Origin of the sequence: Paenibacillus sp. BR1-192, assembly GCF_029542445.1 — a bacterium.
Classification (GTDB): Bacteria; Bacillota; Bacilli; order Paenibacillales; family Paenibacillaceae; genus Paenibacillus_AQ; species Paenibacillus_AQ lautus_A.
In genome coordinates this window covers 17,642-36,474 of the sequence record NZ_CP120718.1, presented here as the reverse complement: position 1 = coordinate 36,474, position 18,833 = coordinate 17,642, and the positions used below count along the sequence as shown (strand labels likewise).

The window sequence follows — 18,833 nt, the reverse complement described above, 5'->3', positions numbered from 1 at the left end:
AACGGGAGGTTGTTCGATATGGTCCCACCACGTGCCAAAGTCTTTCTATCATCCCTGCTTGCCCTTGGTTTGCTTGCAGGATCGATGCCGATATTTCTGAATCCAGGGTCCTCAGCGTCTGTCCTTGCCCCAAATGCGGGCAAGCCCTCTGCCTCTGCCGTGGAGAAGGCCCCGCTCTCACCGCCTAAGGTGCAGCCTGATACTCCCGCTCCGGCCCTAAGCGACCGGCTGGTGGAATATCACATGGATGTTCGGTACGAGCCTGAGGAGAACAAGCTTAAGGGCAAGCAGACACTCACTTGGACTCACCCAGGCAAAAAAAGCGTAAACGAGCTGTACTTTCATCTGTATCCCAATGCCTTTGCTTCCGATGAAACGACCTTTATGAAGGAATCGGGCGGCAGGCTTCGTTCCGACCCCATGCCGGACGACGGGTACGGCTCCATGACCATTACCAATGTGAAAACGACGGAAGGACTGGCCCTTACCCATCCCCTTCAATTCGTCCAACCCGATGACGGGAACATCAAGGATCACAGCCTTGTCAAACTAAGATTGCCCAAACCCATCAAGGGCGGGGAGAGCATCACCATTCACATGGAATTTGAAGTCGAGCTTCCCAAAATATTCGCGCGCATGGGTACCACCGAGAATTTTATTATGGCTGGCCAATGGTTTCCTAAAGTATCGGTCTATGAACCGGCCGGACTTCGCGGAAGAGCCGAGGAAGGATGGAATCTTCATCAATACCACGGCAACTCCGAGTTCTACTCCAACTTCGGCATTTACAGCGTTCGCATCCGGGTGCCCGAGAATTACATTGTCGCCGCGACCGGATTCCCGACCAAGCCTGCCCAAAAGTCGAACGGGGAAAAAATCTATCAATTCTATGCCGATGATGTGCATGATTTTGCCTGGTCGGCCTCGCCCAACTTTGTCACGGCCGAGGAGGCCTTCTCGGCACCGGGCGTGCCGGGCGTCCGCATCAAGCTGTATCTCGATCCGGCCCATAAAGACCTGAAGGACCGTTACTTTGATGCCGCCAAGTCGGCACTGGCTTCGTTTGGTAAATGGTACGGAACCTATCCTTATTCCACGTTGTCCATCGTCGTCCCGCCGGAGTCGGGCAACGGTGCAGGCGGCATGGAATACCCGACGCTGGTCACGGCCTTCGGGGCCAAGAACGATTCGCCGGGTTATGAGCTCGAACGGACCGTCATTCACGAGATCGCCCACCAATATTTTTACGGAATGATCGCAAGCAACGAATTTGAGGAAGCATGGCTGGACGAGGCCTTTGCAACCTATGCAGAAGAAAGAGTGATGGAGAAGGAATACGGCATTACCTCCAACACCGCTGCTCAAGGAGCATCGATTACCTCCCCTGCCCCGCTGAAGATGGAGTCCTGGAAATACAGCTCACACGAGAACTACGCGCTGAATGTTTACACGAGAGGCAAGCTGGTGCTGCAAGGCATTGAACGGCAGGTCGGTCCACAGATGATGGGGAAAATCATGCATACCTATGCCCAGAAATACCGTTTCAAACACCCAACCACGTCTGATTTTCAGAAAGTCGTCGAGCAAGTAAGCAAAACCTCCTGGCAATCGTATTTTGACCAATATGTATATGGAAGCCAAATGGCCGACGTCGCCATCGAAGTGATCAAAACCAAAAATAAAGGCACGTCAGACCATCCGCGGTATGAATCCACGGTCAAGATTACGAGCAAGGACGGAGATATAACCGATGTGCCTATCGTGTTCGCCTTTGAAGACGGCAAAACGGTGGAGCGAACCTGGAGCGGCAAGGACGGAAAAGTTACGTACACCCTGGAATACAGCACCCCGCTCGCCTGGGCCATGGTTGATCCGAAATACTCCATCGTTCTGGAGAATAGACACATCAATAACTATATGAAGGCAGGAATGGATCCGAAGGTGGTCACACGCTGGAATCTCAGTATTACCAAGCTTGTGGAGACGTTGTTCGGCAGCCTGTCATGGTGAGGGGGGAGCACATGAAAAGTTATGCAGGCCAAGGGTGGATCAGTGTTAAAGACCAATTATACGTCTCCATTCTGCTGTTCTTGTACCGCATGCTGTGGGGATATTGCCTGTACCGGCTTGTAAAATCGGCAGTCGTCCCCCTGCTGATGCGGTATCCGGATTCTGCCCCTAACGAGCTTAGTCGCCTGTTATTCTTCTACGAGGGCGAGATGAGTCTATCGTTAAGCGGCACGGTCCATACCTATGGTTGGCTTCTGGCCGCTCTGCTCCTGATCCGGATGGTATGTACCCCGCTCATTCGGGCAGGCATCTTCTATAACCTCCACCAGGAGGCCAAGGGCGAGCGCGGATTATTCTTCTTCACCGGCATGCAGAAGCTATGGAAGCCCGTTACGGTGTTTTATCTGATCGAACTTGTTCTTACCTTTGTGCCCGGATACTGGATTCTGCCCAAAATCCTTCCGATCTTTCTGAACGGGATCCATGAGCCGGTTCTGCTGCTTCATGCGCTGCCTCATGCAGCCGGCTGGTTTCTGTACGCCTATCTGATTCGCCTGTTATTGCTCTATATGCAATTCGGCCGTACGGACAATTCCGGCATGATCAGCTCCATTCTTGCGCTCTTCCGCCGACTGGGCACGGCTGTGCTGTTATCCCTTACCATTGGCGGATCGGCCTGCGTCATTCTTTTGCTCCTGAGCTCGGCATCGCTCTTCTGGGCGGGATTGATCGGCTTGATTATTCAGCAAGCCTCTTATTTTCTGAATGGACTCTTCCAAATTTGGGTAATTTCCGCTCAATACCATTTGTGGCGGGATTCTTCCTCGCAGCATGCCTAATCGTTACATTTCGTTACCATCTTATGATAAACAAGCTCGTAAATATGCTGTAATCGGAAGCGACACATTTCTCTCTCGGACTTGATTTTACAAAGAATAGAAGCTCATTTTTCCTCAATATTACATTTTCCGATGGCCAAATTACAAAAAAACCTGATCCCGCATGATGGGGACAGGTTTTTTTGTATAAAAATGAGCTTTCCTCATTTGCCAAATTGTTAATACTCTGCTAAAATAACGAATATGTTAGTAACAACTTTGTCATCTTTACTGTAACTTTTTGCTGGAACTATGTAATTTCGTTAAGCATGTTGGAACGTCAGACGTCTATGAATGGGTTCATCAACATTTTAAGGAGCCGAATTCCCATGATTGGGAAGCGGGGGATCCGTTTTGGGTGAATTGATCTCGCAAGAGAGGGATCATAGGGGACCTTCAACCGAACCCTTAAGCTAACCTCGCAGGCAATGGAAGGAGCTTTTTGTTTTGAAAAAGAAGTTAACGGCCATTTCTCTAGGCCTGGCCCTCGCACTCACATTAGGGACCGGAAGCGCTTTCGCCGATTCCAAATTAAATACTGCAATCAAACCAGCCATTGGTGTCTCTTATAAAACAGGTGGAACCACAACGAATGGTTTTGACTGCTCCGGATTCACCAGCTATATCTACAAGAAACTTGGTCTAAGCCTGCCGCGCACGTCTGGAGCTCAATACAAAGTCGGTACGGCCGTAGCCAAGAGCAAGCTGAAAGCTGGCGATCTCGTGTTCTTCAACACATCCGGCAGAGGTGTATCTCATGTGGGTATTTATGTTGGGGGCGGAAAATTCGCTCATTCCTCATCCTCGCGCGGTGTCATCATCAGTCCGCTGAGCCAGAGCTATTACGCCAATCGATACGTAGGTGCTAAGCGAGTCATGAGTCAGTCTACGTACAAGTCTGTAGCTGTGAACTACAATTAATTATTGGAACTTCATTGATTTATCCTTTACAAGAAGCCCTGGGCGTATGAGATTGTGCCGATCTCATCCAGCGGCTTTTTCTTTTGTCTGCTCTGTGTATACCTTTATAACGTTTGGGACAACGAAAAAGTTCCCACTTTTCGAGAAAAAAAGAAAATTATTATGCAAATTCTCTTCGCTTCCCCAAGTCATTGCATCTTCTACACTTTATATACCCTCCTCTCCCTTCATTAAACACCCTAATGGAAAAATATTGATTTTATTTTCTGAGGACTACTACGAGCAGCGATACGTAGGTGCCGAGCGCAACATAAGCAATGATTAGTATGAAAAGTCGACCGGAGAATCCTCCTAAGCTTCGATGTCTTATCCTCGTCCTGCCCATACATATCCGTTTGCCCGTCAAAGGAGACCTACTTCTCTTGGACGGGCTTTTTGAATGCGGCTAGAATGTTTGAGAAATGGGGTATAATTTAATTTGTAATTATGACAGGGGGACTTTGCCAATGGATGCAGCACCGATTTCATTTCATACGGTGGTCATGCGTGAAGAGCACGCGAAAGAAATATGCGCCTGGACCTATCCTCCTCCCTATAACATTTACGGTTTTCTTCCCTGGGAGCAGATGAAGGGGCTTGAGATCGAGTTTGGGGATCCGGACATCCGCCGGGAACAGTACATTTCGATTTTGGATGAACGGAAGACGCTATGGGGATTTGCCCAGCTGTTTCCGATGCATGAGGTTACGCGGATCGGGCTGGGCATGCGGCCTGATTGGTGCGGGCGGGGAATGGGTAAACGGTTTATGCAGACGATTGTCCGGGAAGCGAGGCGGAGGCGGCCTGCCGATGAGATCGACCTGGAGGTAATGACCTGGAATGAGCGCGCGATCCGTGCATACGAAAAGGCGGGCTTTCATATCACCGATACGTACGAGCGCCTTACACCGACGGGAAACGCCCTTTTCCACTGCATGGTGTATGAGCCTCCGGCAAATGAGGAATAGTAATCTTTGTCTATATGAAAAAGCACAATTTTGTGTACTTTTTATGAAGGCGCGCGGTATAGTTGCTTTTTTTGTCACAACTGGCTATGCTGTCTATGGATGTTGGTTTATAATGGAGACAAGTGCAAAAGTGCAGTATACATAGAAGGGACGATATGACGATGCAAAAATGGATCATGAGCGGATTGTTCTTCGTCGCATGTGCGTTGGCTATTGCGCTGATGTTTACGCTCCCAGGCAAGGAACAGGTAGCTCAGGAAGAGAAGCCGACTATGCCGGAAGTGACTCTGGATGCTGCCGCAGCCGAAGCCACACTGAAAGCAAGCTGCATCAGCTGTCATGGTGACCAACTTCAAGGCGGCGCTGGACCGGCTTTGAATCAAGTAGGCGGACACATGGATGCGGACGCGATCTTCAACGTTGTAACCAAAGGCCGTAAGGGTATGCCTTCCTTTAAGGATCAACTTAAGCCTGACGAAATCGCAAACATCGCGCTGTACCTTGCTGAGAAAAAGTAAATCAGCTTATACGCAAAACACGCTTGAACCTGGAGAACCTCCCGGCGCAAGCGTGTTTTTACATATTGGGGAGCTATGACCGGATGGATCCGTCTCCCGTCTATTGTCCCGATTTGCCGTCCTTGGAACGGCTTTTCTCGTAGGCCTCGTTAAACTGCTGCGCTTCCTTAATATCCACAGCCGTAATGCCGCCGTCGTCCCAGGAAGTGAGACGCAGCGTAACGACTTTATAATCTATGGTGATATAGGGGTGATGTCCGAAAGCTTCCGAAATAGCTGCCACTTCATCAACAAAAGCGATTCCCTTCATGAAGGAGGAGAAGGTATACTTCCTGACGATCCATCTCCCTTGTTCAAATTCCCAACCCTCAAGCTTTTCCAGATGAGCCTCTACTTCTTGCTGCGTATAAAGCATCTTTTATCTTCCTCCCCGAAAAAAACCTATCGTAAAGCCGACTGACACGTGTATGGGCTTCTGTCATCTATTCTATTCTGCCCTGTTTCCGTTGATAACTGGAGTGATTACACAAGAGCCACAAAGGCCAACTCTTCTTCACCGATCAAAATATGTATTCGATGGTTATTCTGGTCATGCATGACCACGCCGCTGCCGACGCTAATCACTGGCTCCGTGCCCAGCGCATAGAACAAATCCTCTGCCAGCGCCTCATGAACCTCATTCCGCTCGGCTTCGCCCAGATTGCCCCAATCCTCCGCTTCCATTTCGAAGAAAACGTAGCTGTCGGAAATTCGCCCGACGGCTTCGGTCAATTCCGCGAGGATTTCGCCGTAATCCCTTCCGTGCTTCACACCCATCTCAATCACTCCTTTCCTTACCGTACTAAGCTTCGTTTCCCTTCCTTCCATTATACCGGAAATTACAACTAAAAAAAAAAGCCCGACCTGACGATAAATAGGATAACGCCCCACAAAAGGGGCCTGGTTCTCCATGAGAGCCGTTCTGACGAATGGATTCGTTATTTTATTTCTCACGGATGAGGTGTGGTATGGAAATTTCAACAATTATAGGCTTAATCATCGGTATCGTCGCGGTACTGGTGGGCATGATTCTTAAAGGTGCCTCCCTTCTCGCTTTGTATAACCCGGCAGCCTATCTAATCATTCTTGGCGGTACGGCAGCAACTTTATTCATCGGATTTCCGTTATCCGAGCTGAAAAAGATTCCGAAGCTGGTCAAAATGACCTTCGTGAAACAGAATCTGATGGACAAGACGGACATGATCAAGCTGTTCATGGAATGGGCTTCGATTACACGCCGTGAAGGTCTGCTGGCTCTGGAAACCAAAGTCGATGAGATCGATGACAGCTTCCTGCGTAACGGAATGCGCATGATTATCGACGGCAACGACCAGGAATTCGTACGCGATGTATTGATGGAAGATATCAACGCCACGGAAGAGCGCCATCGTTCCGGCTCGCTGATCTTCTCCCAGGCAGGTATGTATGCACCTTCCCTCGGGGTACTCGGAGCCGTTATCGGTTTGATCGCTGCACTATCCCATATGGAAGACATGGGCGAGCTTGCCCATGCCATCGGGGCTGCGTTTATCGCTACCCTGCTCGGTATCTTCACCGGTTATGTCATCTGTCACCCGATTGCGAACAAACTCAAGCGCCTATCCAAGCGCGAGGTTGAAATCCGGCTGATGATGGTGGAAGGCTTGCTGTCCATTCAATCCGGTGTATCCACCATTGCAATCAATCAGAAGCTCTCCGTGTTCCTGACACCGTCCGAACGGGCTGAGCTCAGCGAGAGGGAGGCTGGTGCTAGTGAGCAAAAAGACTAGACACGAGCCGCACGAGGAGCATGCCGACGAATCCTGGCTTCTTCCGTACGCTGACCTGCTGACACTGCTTCTGGCCCTGTTCCTGGTGCTGTATGCCATGAGCGCGACGGATGCACGCAAATTTCAAGAAATGAGCGAAGCCTTCAGCGTTGCTCTTACCGGCGGAACCGGCGTGCTGGATTACAGCAAGACCGAGCCCAGCGACACCCCGCCGAATATTAACGATCATAAAGCGACAACCCCTTCCGTTCCTGCAACAACGCCCGACCAACGGCGTGCCGAGTTGATGCGTCAGGAACAAGAGGATCTGGAGAAGCTGAAGAAACAGCTCGATAATTATATTAAAAATAACGGTTTAACCTCAGAGCTCAGCACCAAGTTAAACCACTCCCAGCTGGTCATTACGATCCGGGATAATGCCCTGTTCCCGTCCGGCGAAGCCGTGGTGAAGCCGGAGGCCCGTAAACTGGCCAAGGCCATATCGCAAATGCTTCACAAATTCCCGGATTATGAGATCATTGTTTCCGGTCATACGGATAATGTGCCGATTTCCAACAGCAAATATCCGTCCAACTGGGATTTAAGCTCGGATCGGGCATTGCAGTTCATGAAGATTCTGCTCACCAACTCGGAACTGGACCCTAAACGGTTCATGCCGATCGGTTATGGAGAATACCATCCGATCGCCGATAACAACACCGCTGTTGGACGAGCGAAGAACCGTCGGGTTGAGGTATCCATTATACGTAAATACCAGGATAGCGCAACGTTTACCAGCGTTAATGAATAACCGGTATAATGAACGGTCTAACCGACTATAACACACCCTAAACAACCGATGCATCTGGCCTCCAGATCTCATCGGTTGTTTTCTTTTTTACACAAGGGTTTCACAAACCCGGTACACCATAATTGCTACTCGAGCTTATAGTTCAGCAGCCGGCCAAGCTCTTCCTTCTCTTTGTCATTGAGATCGCGCCATGAGCCGATACGTTGGCTGCCAAGTCGAATATTCATAATCCGGATTCGCTGCAGCTTTCGAACCTCATAACCAAAAGCGCTGCACATTCTGCGGATTTGCCGATTTTTCCCCTCCGTCAGAATGATTCGAAATACGCGTTCGGACATTCGCGTGACCTCACAGGGGAGCGTCATCTCCCCCAAAATTTTGACGCCGCCGGCCATTCCGCGAAGGAAGGATTCCGTTACCGGACGGTCCACCGTCACAATATATTCTTTCTCATGTTTTCCTTCGGAGCGAAGGATCTTATTGACGATATCTCCGTCATTCGTTAACAGGATCAGGCCTTCGGAGTCCTTATCCAATCGTCCAATGGGAAAAACCCGTTCGTTATGGCCTACGAAGTCTACAATATTGCCCTTAATATGCGACTCGGTGGTGCTCGTAATCCCGACCGGCTTATTAAGAGCAATATATACATGCTTCTTCTTGTCCTGAAGCGGCTTTCCCTGGATCCGCACATCGTCGCCTTCCTCGGCCTGGCTGCCCAAGACCGCAACCACCCCGTTAATGGTGACCTTCCCGCTCTCCACCAGCTTGTCCGCTTCACGACGCGAGCAATATCCCGTTTCGCTGATAAATTTATTGATTCTCAAAGATGCCATCCCCTTATCTGTAACTACTTCATGTTCAGCATTCGATTGTTTTCTGCGGTACCGCAGGCAGGACAATACTTACCCTCGTGCCTACGCCAACTTCACTCTCGATTTCCATCGTCCCCCGGTGGCCCTGAATAATGCGCTGGCTTACCATCAACCCGAGTCCTGTGCCCGTTTCCTTATTCGTAATAAACGGTTCGCCAAGATGCGGCATCATGTCTTCCGGAATGCCTTGACCTTCATCCCGAATATCGATCTGTATCTGTTCGGCCTGCGGGCGTGTAAGCCTAATCCATATATTGCCGCCTTCCGGCATGGCTTCAATGGCATTCTTGAGCAGATTTATGAACACCTGTTTGAGCTGGTTCTCTTCGCAATGCACAAAGGTCGGTTCTTCAATAAAATCCAATTTGAACTCGATGCCGTACAGATGCGCCTGGCTGTCAAGGAAGGAGATGACATCCCCCATAATGACGCCCACGTCCCTCTCCTGGAAATTAATCGCCTGAGGCTTGGCTAATATCAGAAATTCACTGACGATCAGATTGATTCGATCCAGCTCGGACAGCATCAGGTCGATATGATCGGGATTCGCTTTGTGAGTCTGCTGTTGAAGCTGCAAAAATCCTCGGAGGGTCGTAAGCGGATTCCGGATTTCATGCGCAACCCCGGCAGCCAGCTGCCCCACGGTATTGAGCTTCTCCGAACGCCGCAGGAGCTCCTCGATCCGATTGCGTTCCGTCACATCGCGGGATACGCTAATCATGGAGGTAACCTCGCCGTTCTCGTCCCGCACAAGCGAGGTGCTGATGCTCACTTCAATCGTGCTTCCATCCTTGCGCAGACGGACCGTCTCCACCGGCGGAAGCCGCTCACCAGCCCGCAAACGACGGATGCGTTCCTTCTCCTCTTCCTCTTTGGCCGGAGGCACAAGCGCAAGCTTCCGCCCGACCACTTCGTGCGCCTTCCAGCCGTATAATTGCTCAAACGCTTTATTCACGCTGATCACGCGTTCATAAGTGTCTGTTGTATGAATGGCATCGGCCGTCTGATTGATAACGGACTCTAAATATTCTTTAACGGACTGGTTCTCATCCACCATCTGCTTCAACTGGCTCGTGTAGGTACCCAGATTGCGGGTCATGGCATTGATGCGGCCTGCAAGCTGCCCCAGCTCGTCCCGGCTGCTAACCTCAAGTCTACGATCGAAGTGACCATCCGATACATCGTTTACGGTGCCCAGGATGGCCTGAATCGGCTTCGTAAAATAACCCGCTACAATGTAACTGCCAAAAATCACGATTTCGAGCAAAACCAGTGAAATAGCCACCAGACTGATCATCTGCTCCCTCATCACGGAAGAGATGGCTTCATAATCCATGACGACGCTGATCACGCTGGTCGGTTTATTTTCGGACAGGATGGGAATGAAGCTTTTTAACACCTTCTTATTATTGATGGTGCTGACAAACACCACATTGTCGCTGGTAGATACGGCCCTCTGCACAGCTTCCGTATCTTGATCCAGGCTCCCATAATTGTAGGTGCCGAACGTGATCGGTCGATTGCGGAGCTTGTGGTGAACATCGTCCGTTCCATCCTCTCTCATATATTCATTGCCAAACGTTTCGGGGTTGATGCCCGTCACTTCCAATATCCGCGGATTCGATTTCAAAGTCTCCTCCACCACGGTGTTCGGGCTTGTGATCTTCACAAAATCCTTGATATTCGAATTCCGGATGTAGGGATCGATAATATAATTCCGCTTGCCATCATAATAGTATCCCCATTTATCAATGAACTCCGGATTGGATGTGGAGAACTCGAACGGTCCGGACCAGAAATGCTCGGACCGCTGCCCCTCCGTAACGGACACGACTTTGCCATGCTGGAACAATTCCAGAAATGCGGTATGCTAATACCCCCAGTTTTTTGTGGAAAGGCCGATTTCGTCTTGGGAGGAGGAACGGGCAACAACGATATCATCGTTGGTTCGAACCAGCAGCGAAATGTGGGTCACACCGATCTCTTTACTTAATTCGGCCAATTGCTGATTGGTTATATTGTTAATATCGGGATCTAAGGCCTTTGCCGCATTAACTGCTGCTACCTTCAGCATATCCCCGAAAATGTTATCCACATACGCAGAGCTAAAGCCGGTTTGCTGAACCGTAATGGCGATTTGCGTGGCGGCCATTACCATTTTGGTTTCACTATCCTGCTGCAGGTTTTCCTGGGTCGTGTAATAATTCAGCGTAATGTTAAGCAGAAGGATAAATAATACCGATATGGACATGATCATCGATAATTTCGTCTTAATCGACAAGTGGCATCTTCACCTTTCTGCTGTCACATCGACGACTTGTGAATATATACCCTCATGATACCTTGATCACGAACGTTTGAAAAGACAAGCCGTATTGCGGCTGACGGGTTTTTTCCGCAATCGCATTGCTATTGAATTAGGGAATCCTTAAAATATAAGAGGCTAATCCCGATAAATAAAACGACGTATCCACAGATTGCGCACAAATACACAACTTATCTGGGGATAATGTGTATAACTTTGTGTATAATTTTTTACTTATCCACAATTCTGTCCACATCATGTTAACAAACGAATAAATGTTCGTTGAACATTGGGTATAAATACAGGGTTTTAGCAGGCAGCGAAAGGAGACTTTAGATTGATATCACATTCAATAGACCCACTGGCTGTGGATAACGAAAATCATGAACGCTGGATGCGAGAAGCCATCGCGGAAGCCCGGAAGGCCGAAGAGCTCGGTGAAGTTCCTATTGGTGCTGTCATCGTACGGGGCGATGACATTATTGGCCGTGGATATAATCTGCGTGAAACGACTTACGATGGGACGGCTCATGCCGAGATGGTAGCGATCCGGGAGGCCAGCCGGCATCTTGGAGCCTGGCGGCTGCTCGACTGTCGATTATACGTGACGCTGGAGCCTTGTCCCATGTGTGCAGGTGCCATCGTTCAGTCCCGGGTTCCGCAGCTCATCTACGGCACAAGCGATCCCAAGGCAGGCTGTGCGGGCACACTGATGAATCTGCTTCAAGAGCCGCGCTTTAATCATCGGACGCACGTGGTGGACGGCGTGCTGCAGGAAGAATGCGCATCGTTGCTGACTCAGTTCTTTCGGCGTTTACGCGGGAAAATATGATTTGATGTACCGAAAGAGGAATGAACACAGAAAACCCGGCCGTCATGGCCGGGTTTTCTTGTCTGCGATGAATAAAATTAGTAAGTGCTCATTTGGCTCATGGATTCCTCAAATTGCTCCATCGTGATGACGTCAGCGTCTTTTGGAATACCGATTTTGAACTCTTGTTTCGCGTTGATGTTGTTGTATTGGGTGCTACCCTTCACAGCCAACTTCACGTTCTCATTCGTTTCTGGATCATTGAAATCAACGTTCAACACAACATCTTGGTACGCAGGGAAATCTTTTTTATCGATAGCCGTGTTGATGTTAAATGTATTGATTTTCAGGTATTTCTGCATTTCTTCCAAGCCCGCTTTGAATTCGTCTTGGTTGACGTTGGACACTTCAGCTTTGGCAGCATCGATGTCTTCTTGGGTCAGACCCAGCAATTCGCGGTACTCGTCTTTAGCTGCAATATCAACAACCTTAGGTGCAACCTTGTTTACCATAATATCCAATGCTTCATTCAGGTTATCATTGGTTACAAAGAATTGTACCACTTGTTTAGCGTCAACACCTTCTGGAAGGCCGGCATCTTTAACATTGATCTCTTTGAAGTATTTCGCTTGGTCATATTCGCTCAGCACAGCTTCAAGGATTTCGTTAACGAATTTTTGGGACTTCTCGGTATCCAGGGTTTCTGGGTTAAATGTTTCGCCGGATTGCTCAGCAAGCTCTTTCATGTCCATCACGAGGAACTTGCCAACAACGTCTTCCGGGAACGGCAGCATAGGAATGCTTGGCACTTTAACGTAGATTTTCTCTTTCGTCATCACCATATCAATGTTGAAGGACATCGCCATGTCACCCTTCAAATTGATGCCCATGTTCATTTCGGTTTGCATTGGCTCAGCCTGGTAGATCCCGTCCAGTGTAACCTCCGCATTCTTCAGCATCGTCATCGCCTGTGTTACGCTTGGATCGCCTTCAACTGCAGGTATGTTAACTTGAAGGTCTTCAATGACAAATTTGCTCTTCATTTCGTAGGATGTCATCTTCATCGCGTTCGTAGCAGCATTGGTCATTGCCGCCTTAGGCTCTTCTTTTTTCGCGCAGCCGGAAAGCACAACTGTCACCGTGAGCAGCAGTGTCAGCATGATAGCTGCAAACTTCTTGTTCATTAAAATTTCTCTCCCCTCTAACAGTCAAAAAAATAACAGACCTTCTAATCATAAACCATTTAACCAAAATGAGAAACACTTTCTGGAATATTTGCTGAAATTTTATTTCCTTTCTTTTTCCATCCATCTTAATTTCAAACTTCTTAACATGCGAATAAGGTGGGGCCCCAAAATATTACACTTGAACACTAATACGGAAGTTGGAAGCAAAAGGTTTCAAATCGAAAAAAAGAACTTCCTGTCGAATGTCAGGAAGTTCTCTCGATTCTTGATTTTTGGCGCCTTCTTATTTTGCTCCTAAAGGCTGTTAGCCCTCCGAATTATAATGGCCATCCTGCTTGCGGATCTTCGCTCTGTGCGAGCCTGACAGCGGCTCCTGGCCGCCCCGGTCATGGTCCTTCCGCTGCCTCGGTTGTTCCTGTGCTTCAGGCACTGGAATCGACTTTGGTTTACTCATCTGATAGCCCTCCATTTCATGGATCACAGCGTTTGTTCTACGCAAACGGCCTTGATGCTTCGGTCTGAAAGGAGCATCACAGCTTTCACATTCATTCATGGAACTTAGTGATGCGTGATTTGCTGCAGCGTTTGAGCACACTCATGAATATGACGCGTATAATCGCCCACCATGCCTTGTATGTTCTCATTGCGCTCATCCGTCGTCGCGCCATCACGCTCTACATCGATCAGAGCGACCTTCACTTCCCGGGAATCCACATAGGTGCATTGAAAATCAAACGAATACTCCTGACGACCTGCTGCGCCAATGTGAATGCGGATGGCGTTCGGATCTCCTTCGTCTGCTGCCACTTCTGCACGATCCCCCGGTTTGAGTATGGTCGGCAGCCTTTCCTGCCAAGCATTGACCAGCGTCGATTGATCGACATTCAGTTCTGAGTTCATGTTCACACCTCCCCTTCTCTATAAATTGCGATAACAGGCGCTGTTTTATACAGCAGGTCCCCCAAGCATAAAGTGCTTAGATCTGAACCTTCTATGCATTTCTCCTCTGGTAAAAAAGGCATAAAGACCATAAAAAAACCGTTCCCCTAAGGAAACGGCTTGCATTTGTATATGTATGGCGGAGAGGATGGGATTCGAACCCATGTGGAGTTGCCCCCTAACGGTTTTCAAGACCGCCCCTCGTTATAAAAACCCGCCATCCTTTATGCTGTCTGACTTTATGGCACTTTATTGTTGAACCGCTATAGCGGTCTGAGTTAAAACGTTGAATTTGGTACGTGACCGTTAGATACATCCTATTATTTTCACACGTATGAGTCAATCCATAGAAGCAAAAAATAATTTTTATCCGTCACCATCTCGATAAATTTCGAGTTGGTTGGCTTCGACTTGCCGATGTTGATTCATTGAGTCATTAACGTAGGAACGTGTCAAACGCTTTATTTATCACGGGTTTTGCCATGTTTACGGCTCGTTTTAGGTGATAAAAATATCTTCGTGACTAAACCAAAATCCAAATGTTTATTGGCTTTCCAAAGTAGAATTTATGGACAAAATTGTCCTTACAAAAAAATGAATCAATTTAGTGAATCATATCAATATCAAATCCCTTAATATCATTATGTTAACGATTCAATTATATACTGCGAGAGATAACCCACGTTTTTCAACTTGTCTCTATTTTTTAATAATAATGACTTCAATTCAAAAGTATCATTAAAACCCTCACCGATAACTCTTATTATCTTTTCAATATCCCTTTCATAAATGCCTAAATCTTTAAGCATTCTTTTGGATTTGGATTCTGTAAAATATAGATAGTCTATGTTTTGCTTTACTTTCAAATCAAGCATAGCAATTATCTTTTCATCTTCTTTTTCACATTTCATGAAATACATAATTATTAGCAATTTAGAATAAAAGTCATACTCGATATAACTTGATTTTATTCGAAGAGTTGTAGTAATAATGTGGTCTATATTATCGGATTTCGAATGCTTATGTGTATCATTTATTATTTTCTTTATTTTCAGCCTATTCTTGTTTAACAATTGATTAATTATATTGCAAACTAGCTTATTAGTTTTACCCTCAAAAATATAGTAGAGTATTCTTATTAGGTAAATACGTCCTCTTTGATTATTCTCAAATAATGTGGTTAACTCATGAAAGAGTTCTCTCATTTTCATCTTGTAGTTATTATATAGTGCAAGAATGCTTCTAAATCTAAATTTAACACCAATATTCTCCTTGTATTCTTCGTGCGTGATGCCTAATTTCATTAAAAATTGTTTATATTCGTTCTCATCTTCGATATTATCAGTTTGAATATTAATGTCTTCACTATTTTCAGTTAATTCAAACTCAATATCTTTAATAGCGTCGTCCTTTTTAAACACCGGGTCTTCTGGTGTTTTTATATAATGTGCAATTCCTAAGAAATGTTCAAATAATCTCCCTGACCTACCAACTAGATTATAAAAATCAAACGCATCAAAGTTTATACCTTGTTCCTTATTACCACTCCTTGAAGGTTTTGATATAATTATATGTTTAGCTGACGTATTAACACCTTCAAGTAGCGTTGATGTACAAAGTAATCTATTAAACTGAGAATTTTCTTGATTATTATCATATAAATCCAATTGAAATATTCTTATACCCAGTGGTAATTGACCATTATGTATTAAAAATCCTTTCTCCATTGCTTTGACGAGATACCATTCTTCATGTATTTCATCTTTCAACCAATCAATAAACTCATTAATATAATTATTTGTTGGTATGATATCTTGGAAGTTAGATAAAGACTTCTTTACGAAGGAATAAATCTGAGATACAGTCGGGAAATATATCATTATTTTATCTTCAATTGATAATTTGTTGAGTATTTCTATTACTTTTGGAAGTCGTTCCTTTTCGTTTATAACCTCATATGTTTTTACTTCATTTACAACTGGTGAAAAACTACTATTTATAAAGACTGGTTTTTTCTCCAAAGCATTGACGTTAGTAATACCCCCAATAAACGGTGCAAGCAACAGGTGCTTTTGAGCCTTTTTCACTAAATGGAAATATGCCATATTTAATACCAACACTCTGTCATCCTGTTCATTTCGCTTTAACTTATAAACCTCATCAATAACCAGAAAATCAATCTCTTTTATCAATGAGTAACTTGCATTTTCGATAGCCCTGTCATGTGTAAGTACGAATAGGTTATTTTCTTCATCAAAATTGTACTCAGAATCTTCGTTAATAGATAAATAAACATTATAGTCACTAAATACATTTTGGTATTTACGTATTATTTTTTTGTTATACTCATCAACTAATGCCAAAGTAGGAACAATTAATACTACATTTTGTGGCTTGAATCTAGCTATATATTCAAATACTACGAAGGTTTTACCAAAGCTTGTTGGAGCACTAAAAATAACCCCTTCATTTTTTTTTAAGTTATCAAGGATATTAACTTGCTCTGGATGCAAAGAAATCCTTTCATCTAAATGAGATAACGCAAAAGAATTGTAGATAATAGAATCAAAAGAATAGTTTCTTGAATACATAGTGAGCCCCAGTGTAAATAACTTATCTGAGATTTGAATTATTTTTTCAGTTTTATTTTCAGATTTTTCGATTTCCAATATTACGTTATCTCTTATTGACTGAAGCATTATAAACCTCCATCTTTTTACGAATAACGCTTGTGATGTAATTCATAAACACTTTCTTATTAATCATAGGTAGCGAAATCACATAATACTTAGTATCAAGATTAAAATATTTTTTTCGCTTTATTTTTCTCTCCAAAGAATCTAATATCTCTTCGTGGTTTAGTTCCGTACCATGTGCAATAAATATAGGAACCCCTATATTTTTTATTTTGGTGCTATTAATAAAATCATCAAAGGTCAAACAAACTTCTGTCTGCCCTGGGAAGACATCTTCAAGTCCATTTAATTTAAGATGGTTGTTAGTTAAAACCAGCATGTACTCTTCTCTTATTTCTTTCTCGTAATTTAGTAATGACTTGTTAACCATTGCAATGCCATTTGCGATTTTATTTGTAACTTTAGACTCACCGAATAATATAGTCTCTTCTTTTTTATTCAAGAACAGTACATCAATCCCATGTATACTCATGTTTTTATCCGTTGTGAGCTTCACTTTTGGAATAATGCAGTTAAAATCAAAATAATCAGACAAAAATATGTGGAATATATACTCACCTATCCTGCCGATTTTGCTAGTACGAATTACTCTCTTTCCATTTTCTTCTCCTATCTCATCAAACTCTTCACTTACGACTGCTTCTATTTCTTCATCAAACTCAAAGCTATCCATGTTTTCTTCATCTATAAAGTTATTCAATTCCCGATATAATGTAATAAAATTTCTTAGAGTTGGCTCGAAATTAACTGCACTCTTATTAGTCGCATATCTTATAAGGTTGTCTTCGCTTAGTAAAAAATCACATAACCCTTCTAAGAACTTCTTATCATCCGTAATATCAATGTGAAAGAAACTATAGTTATCCGCAATATTATGAACGTTAAATGAGTTATATGATTTGGTAACTATTTTGGGAGATACCTTCTTCATTCATTTACCTCACCTTTGTCTATAGTATATTAGTAGTATCTTACCACATCCTACCACATAGGACATATCACGATTGGATATTTAGTTTTCAAGTAATCTTGTCGATTCTCTTTTCATATTCTTTAATAATTTTATAGAACGTATTCTTTTTAAGCCCCAACAATTTAATAAACTGCACTGCTGTTATCTCTTTGCTTTGCCACTTGGGATAATTAGATTCAAGTATCGCCTTTTGTTCTTTGCTCAATGTATCAATATTCATTTGCGGTCTGCCTAAATGCTTACCCTTTGCCTTAGCTACTGCTATCCCTTCTGCTTGCCGCTGACTAATATTCTCACGCTCACGTTCTGCGACGAATGAAAGCACCTGTAAAACCAAATCGCTTACGAACGTTCCTAGCGTGTCCTTATGCTGTGTAGTATCAAGCAAAGGCATATCAAGCACTTTTATATCCGCTTTAATCTCTTGGGTAATATGTTCCCATTCCTTCTTGATTTCCTTGCCGTTACGTCCAAAGCGGTCGATTGACTTAATGTATAACAAATCCCCTTGACGCAGACATTGCTTCAATGCCTGATATTGAGGACGGTTGAAATCCTTACCACTTTCTTTATCAAAAAATATATCTCGTTCATGTACTCCATGCTGTTTCATCTCATGTAGCTGTCTGTCAGGATTCTGGTCTTTTGCAGAAACTCTTATGTAGGCAAATGTTTTAGCTGTCATTTATAGCATCCCTCTTTTATATGTGATGCTATAATTATATCAAAAATGTTTATAAATTAACATAAACATTTATAAACGTTTATAAATTTACTTTAATATCTTTACAAACGCAAATAGTCGTGATGATTAAATGTTTGTAAAGGTATACGTTTGTAAACACATTGACTGCAACATTATATTGTCCAGTGCTTGACGGTGAACTCGTCCTAATTATGACGGTAAATCTGTCCAGCAGGGGGTACTTTACAGTCTGGAATGCGCCAATGCTCATTGGAGCGGGGCGAACACTTCAATTCACGAACCCTACATATAAATTCCTCGATACGAAAAGCCCTTTTAAACCCTTGACAGTAACATTTTCACTTGAAATGACAATAGAAACCAAGTTCTCATAGAAAATCATTATCGCAGTCCACGTTTACAATCAAAC

The 18,833-nt window shown here is 44.9% G+C and carries 17 protein-coding genes, 1 pseudogene and 1 riboswitch; of the genes and pseudogenes, 8 read left to right on the top strand and 10 right to left on the bottom strand.

What is annotated here, in order from left to right:
- Positions 1 to 18: 18 nt before the first annotated feature.
- The 5 genes from P0X86_RS00170 to P0X86_RS00150 all read left to right on the top strand — a co-directional run bounded on the left by P0X86_RS00170 (position 19) and on the right by P0X86_RS00150 (position 5,334).
- Complete coding sequence (locus tag P0X86_RS00170) at positions 19 to 2,010, top strand: M1 family metallopeptidase (protein WP_277747460.1); 1,992 nt, start codon at positions 19 to 21, stop codon at positions 2,008 to 2,010.
- Between the two features lie 11 nt (positions 2,011 to 2,021).
- Positions 2,022 to 2,849, top strand: coding sequence for a hypothetical protein (locus P0X86_RS00165; RefSeq protein WP_277747459.1), 828 nt, complete (start codon positions 2,022 to 2,024; stop codon positions 2,847 to 2,849).
- 346 nt (positions 2,850 to 3,195) lie between these two features.
- A riboswitch (cyclic di-AMP (ydaO/yuaA leader) is annotated at positions 3,196 to 3,331 on the top strand.
- A gap of 4 nt (positions 3,332 to 3,335) precedes the next feature.
- A complete protein-coding gene (locus P0X86_RS00160) occupies positions 3,336 to 3,809 on the top strand; it encodes a C40 family peptidase (RefSeq protein ID WP_012818351.1) in 474 nt (157 codons plus the stop codon).
- Between the two features lie 506 nt (positions 3,810 to 4,315).
- The gene (locus tag P0X86_RS00155; protein WP_012818350.1) at positions 4,316 to 4,816 is read left to right on the top strand and encodes a GNAT family N-acetyltransferase; all 501 of its coding nucleotides are present in this window, start codon (positions 4,316 to 4,318) and stop codon (positions 4,814 to 4,816) included.
- A 161-nt stretch (positions 4,817 to 4,977) separates the two neighbouring features.
- Positions 4,978 to 5,334: a c-type cytochrome gene (locus P0X86_RS00150; protein ID WP_096777305.1), complete on the top strand. Its 357-nt coding sequence runs from the start codon at positions 4,978 to 4,980 to the stop codon at positions 5,332 to 5,334.
- Between the two features lie 100 nt (positions 5,335 to 5,434).
- Here the strand turns inward: P0X86_RS00150 and P0X86_RS00145 are convergent, their stop codons facing one another.
- On the bottom strand, positions 5,435 to 5,749 hold the full coding sequence (locus tag P0X86_RS00145; protein WP_009595556.1) for a 4a-hydroxytetrahydrobiopterin dehydratase: 315 nt from the start codon (positions 5,747 to 5,749) through the stop codon (positions 5,435 to 5,437).
- A 107-nt stretch (positions 5,750 to 5,856) separates the two neighbouring features.
- A complete protein-coding gene (locus tag P0X86_RS00140; RefSeq protein ID WP_009595521.1) occupies positions 5,857 to 6,150 on the bottom strand; it encodes a hypothetical protein in 294 nt (97 codons plus the stop codon).
- Positions 6,151 to 6,341: 191 nt separating this feature from the next.
- On the opposite strand from P0X86_RS00140, the gene motA reads away from it, so the two are divergent.
- Both motA and motB read left to right on the top strand, forming a co-directional pair.
- A complete protein-coding gene (gene motA / locus P0X86_RS00135) occupies positions 6,342 to 7,142 on the top strand; it encodes a flagellar motor stator protein MotA (RefSeq protein ID WP_009595558.1) in 801 nt (266 codons plus the stop codon).
- The gene (gene motB, locus P0X86_RS00130) at positions 7,126 to 7,932 is read left to right on the top strand and encodes a flagellar motor protein MotB (protein ID WP_009595545.1); all 807 of its coding nucleotides are present in this window, start codon (positions 7,126 to 7,128) and stop codon (positions 7,930 to 7,932) included. Before motA ends, motB begins: the two co-directional genes overlap by 17 nt.
- 125 nt (positions 7,933 to 8,057) lie before the next feature.
- Here the strand turns inward: motB and rluF are convergent, their stop codons facing one another.
- Positions 8,058 to 8,759 carry a 23S rRNA pseudouridine(2604) synthase RluF gene (gene rluF / locus P0X86_RS00125; protein ID WP_036662880.1) on the bottom strand — a complete coding sequence of 234 codons (702 nt, stop codon included), beginning with the start codon at positions 8,757 to 8,759 and terminating at the stop codon, positions 8,058 to 8,060.
- A 34-nt stretch (positions 8,760 to 8,793) separates the two neighbouring features.
- Positions 8,794 to 11,088 (bottom strand): annotated as a pseudogene (locus P0X86_RS00120) (ATP-binding protein).
- A gap of 361 nt (positions 11,089 to 11,449) precedes the next feature.
- Here P0X86_RS00120 and tadA point away from each other — a divergent pair.
- Positions 11,450 to 11,944 carry a tRNA adenosine(34) deaminase TadA gene (tadA, locus tag P0X86_RS00115; RefSeq protein WP_096777284.1) on the top strand — a complete coding sequence of 165 codons (495 nt, stop codon included), beginning with the start codon at positions 11,450 to 11,452 and terminating at the stop codon, positions 11,942 to 11,944.
- A gap of 77 nt (positions 11,945 to 12,021) precedes the next feature.
- On the opposite strand, the gene P0X86_RS00110 is transcribed toward tadA, so the two are convergent.
- The 6 genes from P0X86_RS00110 to P0X86_RS00085 form a co-directional block, all read right to left on the bottom strand.
- Positions 12,022 to 13,107: a hypothetical protein gene (locus tag P0X86_RS00110; protein WP_096777283.1), complete on the bottom strand. Its 1,086-nt coding sequence runs from the start codon at positions 13,105 to 13,107 to the stop codon at positions 12,022 to 12,024.
- Positions 13,108 to 13,414: 307 nt separating this feature from the next.
- Positions 13,415 to 13,564, bottom strand: coding sequence for a small acid-soluble spore protein P (locus P0X86_RS00105; RefSeq protein WP_277747458.1), 150 nt, complete (start codon positions 13,562 to 13,564; stop codon positions 13,415 to 13,417).
- A 104-nt stretch (positions 13,565 to 13,668) separates the two neighbouring features.
- Complete coding sequence (locus tag P0X86_RS00100; protein WP_009595528.1) at positions 13,669 to 14,010, bottom strand: hypothetical protein; 342 nt, start codon at positions 14,008 to 14,010, stop codon at positions 13,669 to 13,671.
- Between the two features lie 680 nt (positions 14,011 to 14,690).
- Positions 14,691 to 16,748, bottom strand: a complete 2,058-nt coding sequence (locus P0X86_RS00095) for a DEAD/DEAH box helicase family protein (RefSeq protein WP_277747457.1) — start codon at positions 16,746 to 16,748, stop codon at positions 14,691 to 14,693.
- Positions 16,726 to 17,676: a Hachiman antiphage defense system protein HamA gene (locus P0X86_RS00090; RefSeq protein WP_277747456.1), complete on the bottom strand. Its 951-nt coding sequence runs from the start codon at positions 17,674 to 17,676 to the stop codon at positions 16,726 to 16,728. The genes P0X86_RS00095 and P0X86_RS00090 overlap by 23 nt, the downstream gene beginning before the upstream one ends.
- Positions 17,677 to 17,764: 88 nt before the next feature.
- Entirely contained in the window at positions 17,765 to 18,403 is a 639-nt protein-coding gene (locus tag P0X86_RS00085; protein WP_277747455.1) for a recombinase family protein, read from the bottom strand.
- Positions 18,404 to 18,833 lie beyond the last annotated feature (430 nt).

Coding starts and splice junctions, on each gene's coding strand:
- P0X86_RS00170 (WP_277747460.1), top strand. CDS start 19: ATGGTCCCACCACGTGCCAAAGTCTTTCTATCATCCCTGCTTGCCCTT.
- P0X86_RS00165 (WP_277747459.1), top strand. CDS start 2,022: ATGAAAAGTTATGCAGGCCAAGGGTGGATCAGTGTTAAAGACCAATTA.
- P0X86_RS00155 (WP_012818350.1), top strand. CDS start 4,316: ATGGATGCAGCACCGATTTCATTTCATACGGTGGTCATGCGTGAAGAG.
- P0X86_RS00150 (WP_096777305.1), top strand. CDS start 4,978: ATGCAAAAATGGATCATGAGCGGATTGTTCTTCGTCGCATGTGCGTTG.
- P0X86_RS00145 (WP_009595556.1), bottom strand. CDS start 5,749: ATGCTTTATACGCAGCAAGAAGTAGAGGCTCATCTGGAAAAGCTTGAG.
- P0X86_RS00140 (WP_009595521.1), bottom strand. CDS start 6,150: ATGGGTGTGAAGCACGGAAGGGATTACGGCGAAATCCTCGCGGAATTG.
- motA (WP_009595558.1), top strand. CDS start 6,342: ATGGAAATTTCAACAATTATAGGCTTAATCATCGGTATCGTCGCGGTA.
- P0X86_RS00110 (WP_096777283.1), bottom strand. CDS start 13,107: ATGAACAAGAAGTTTGCAGCTATCATGCTGACACTGCTGCTCACGGTG.
- P0X86_RS00105 (WP_277747458.1), bottom strand. CDS start 13,564: ATGAGTAAACCAAAGTCGATTCCAGTGCCTGAAGCACAGGAACAACCG.
- P0X86_RS00100 (WP_009595528.1), bottom strand. CDS start 14,010: ATGAACTCAGAACTGAATGTCGATCAATCGACGCTGGTCAATGCTTGG.
- P0X86_RS00095 (WP_277747457.1), bottom strand. CDS start 16,748: ATGCTTCAGTCAATAAGAGATAACGTAATATTGGAAATCGAAAAATCT.
- P0X86_RS00090 (WP_277747456.1), bottom strand. CDS start 17,676: ATGAAGAAGGTATCTCCCAAAATAGTTACCAAATCATATAACTCATTT.
- P0X86_RS00085 (WP_277747455.1), bottom strand. CDS start 18,403: ATGACAGCTAAAACATTTGCCTACATAAGAGTTTCTGCAAAAGACCAG.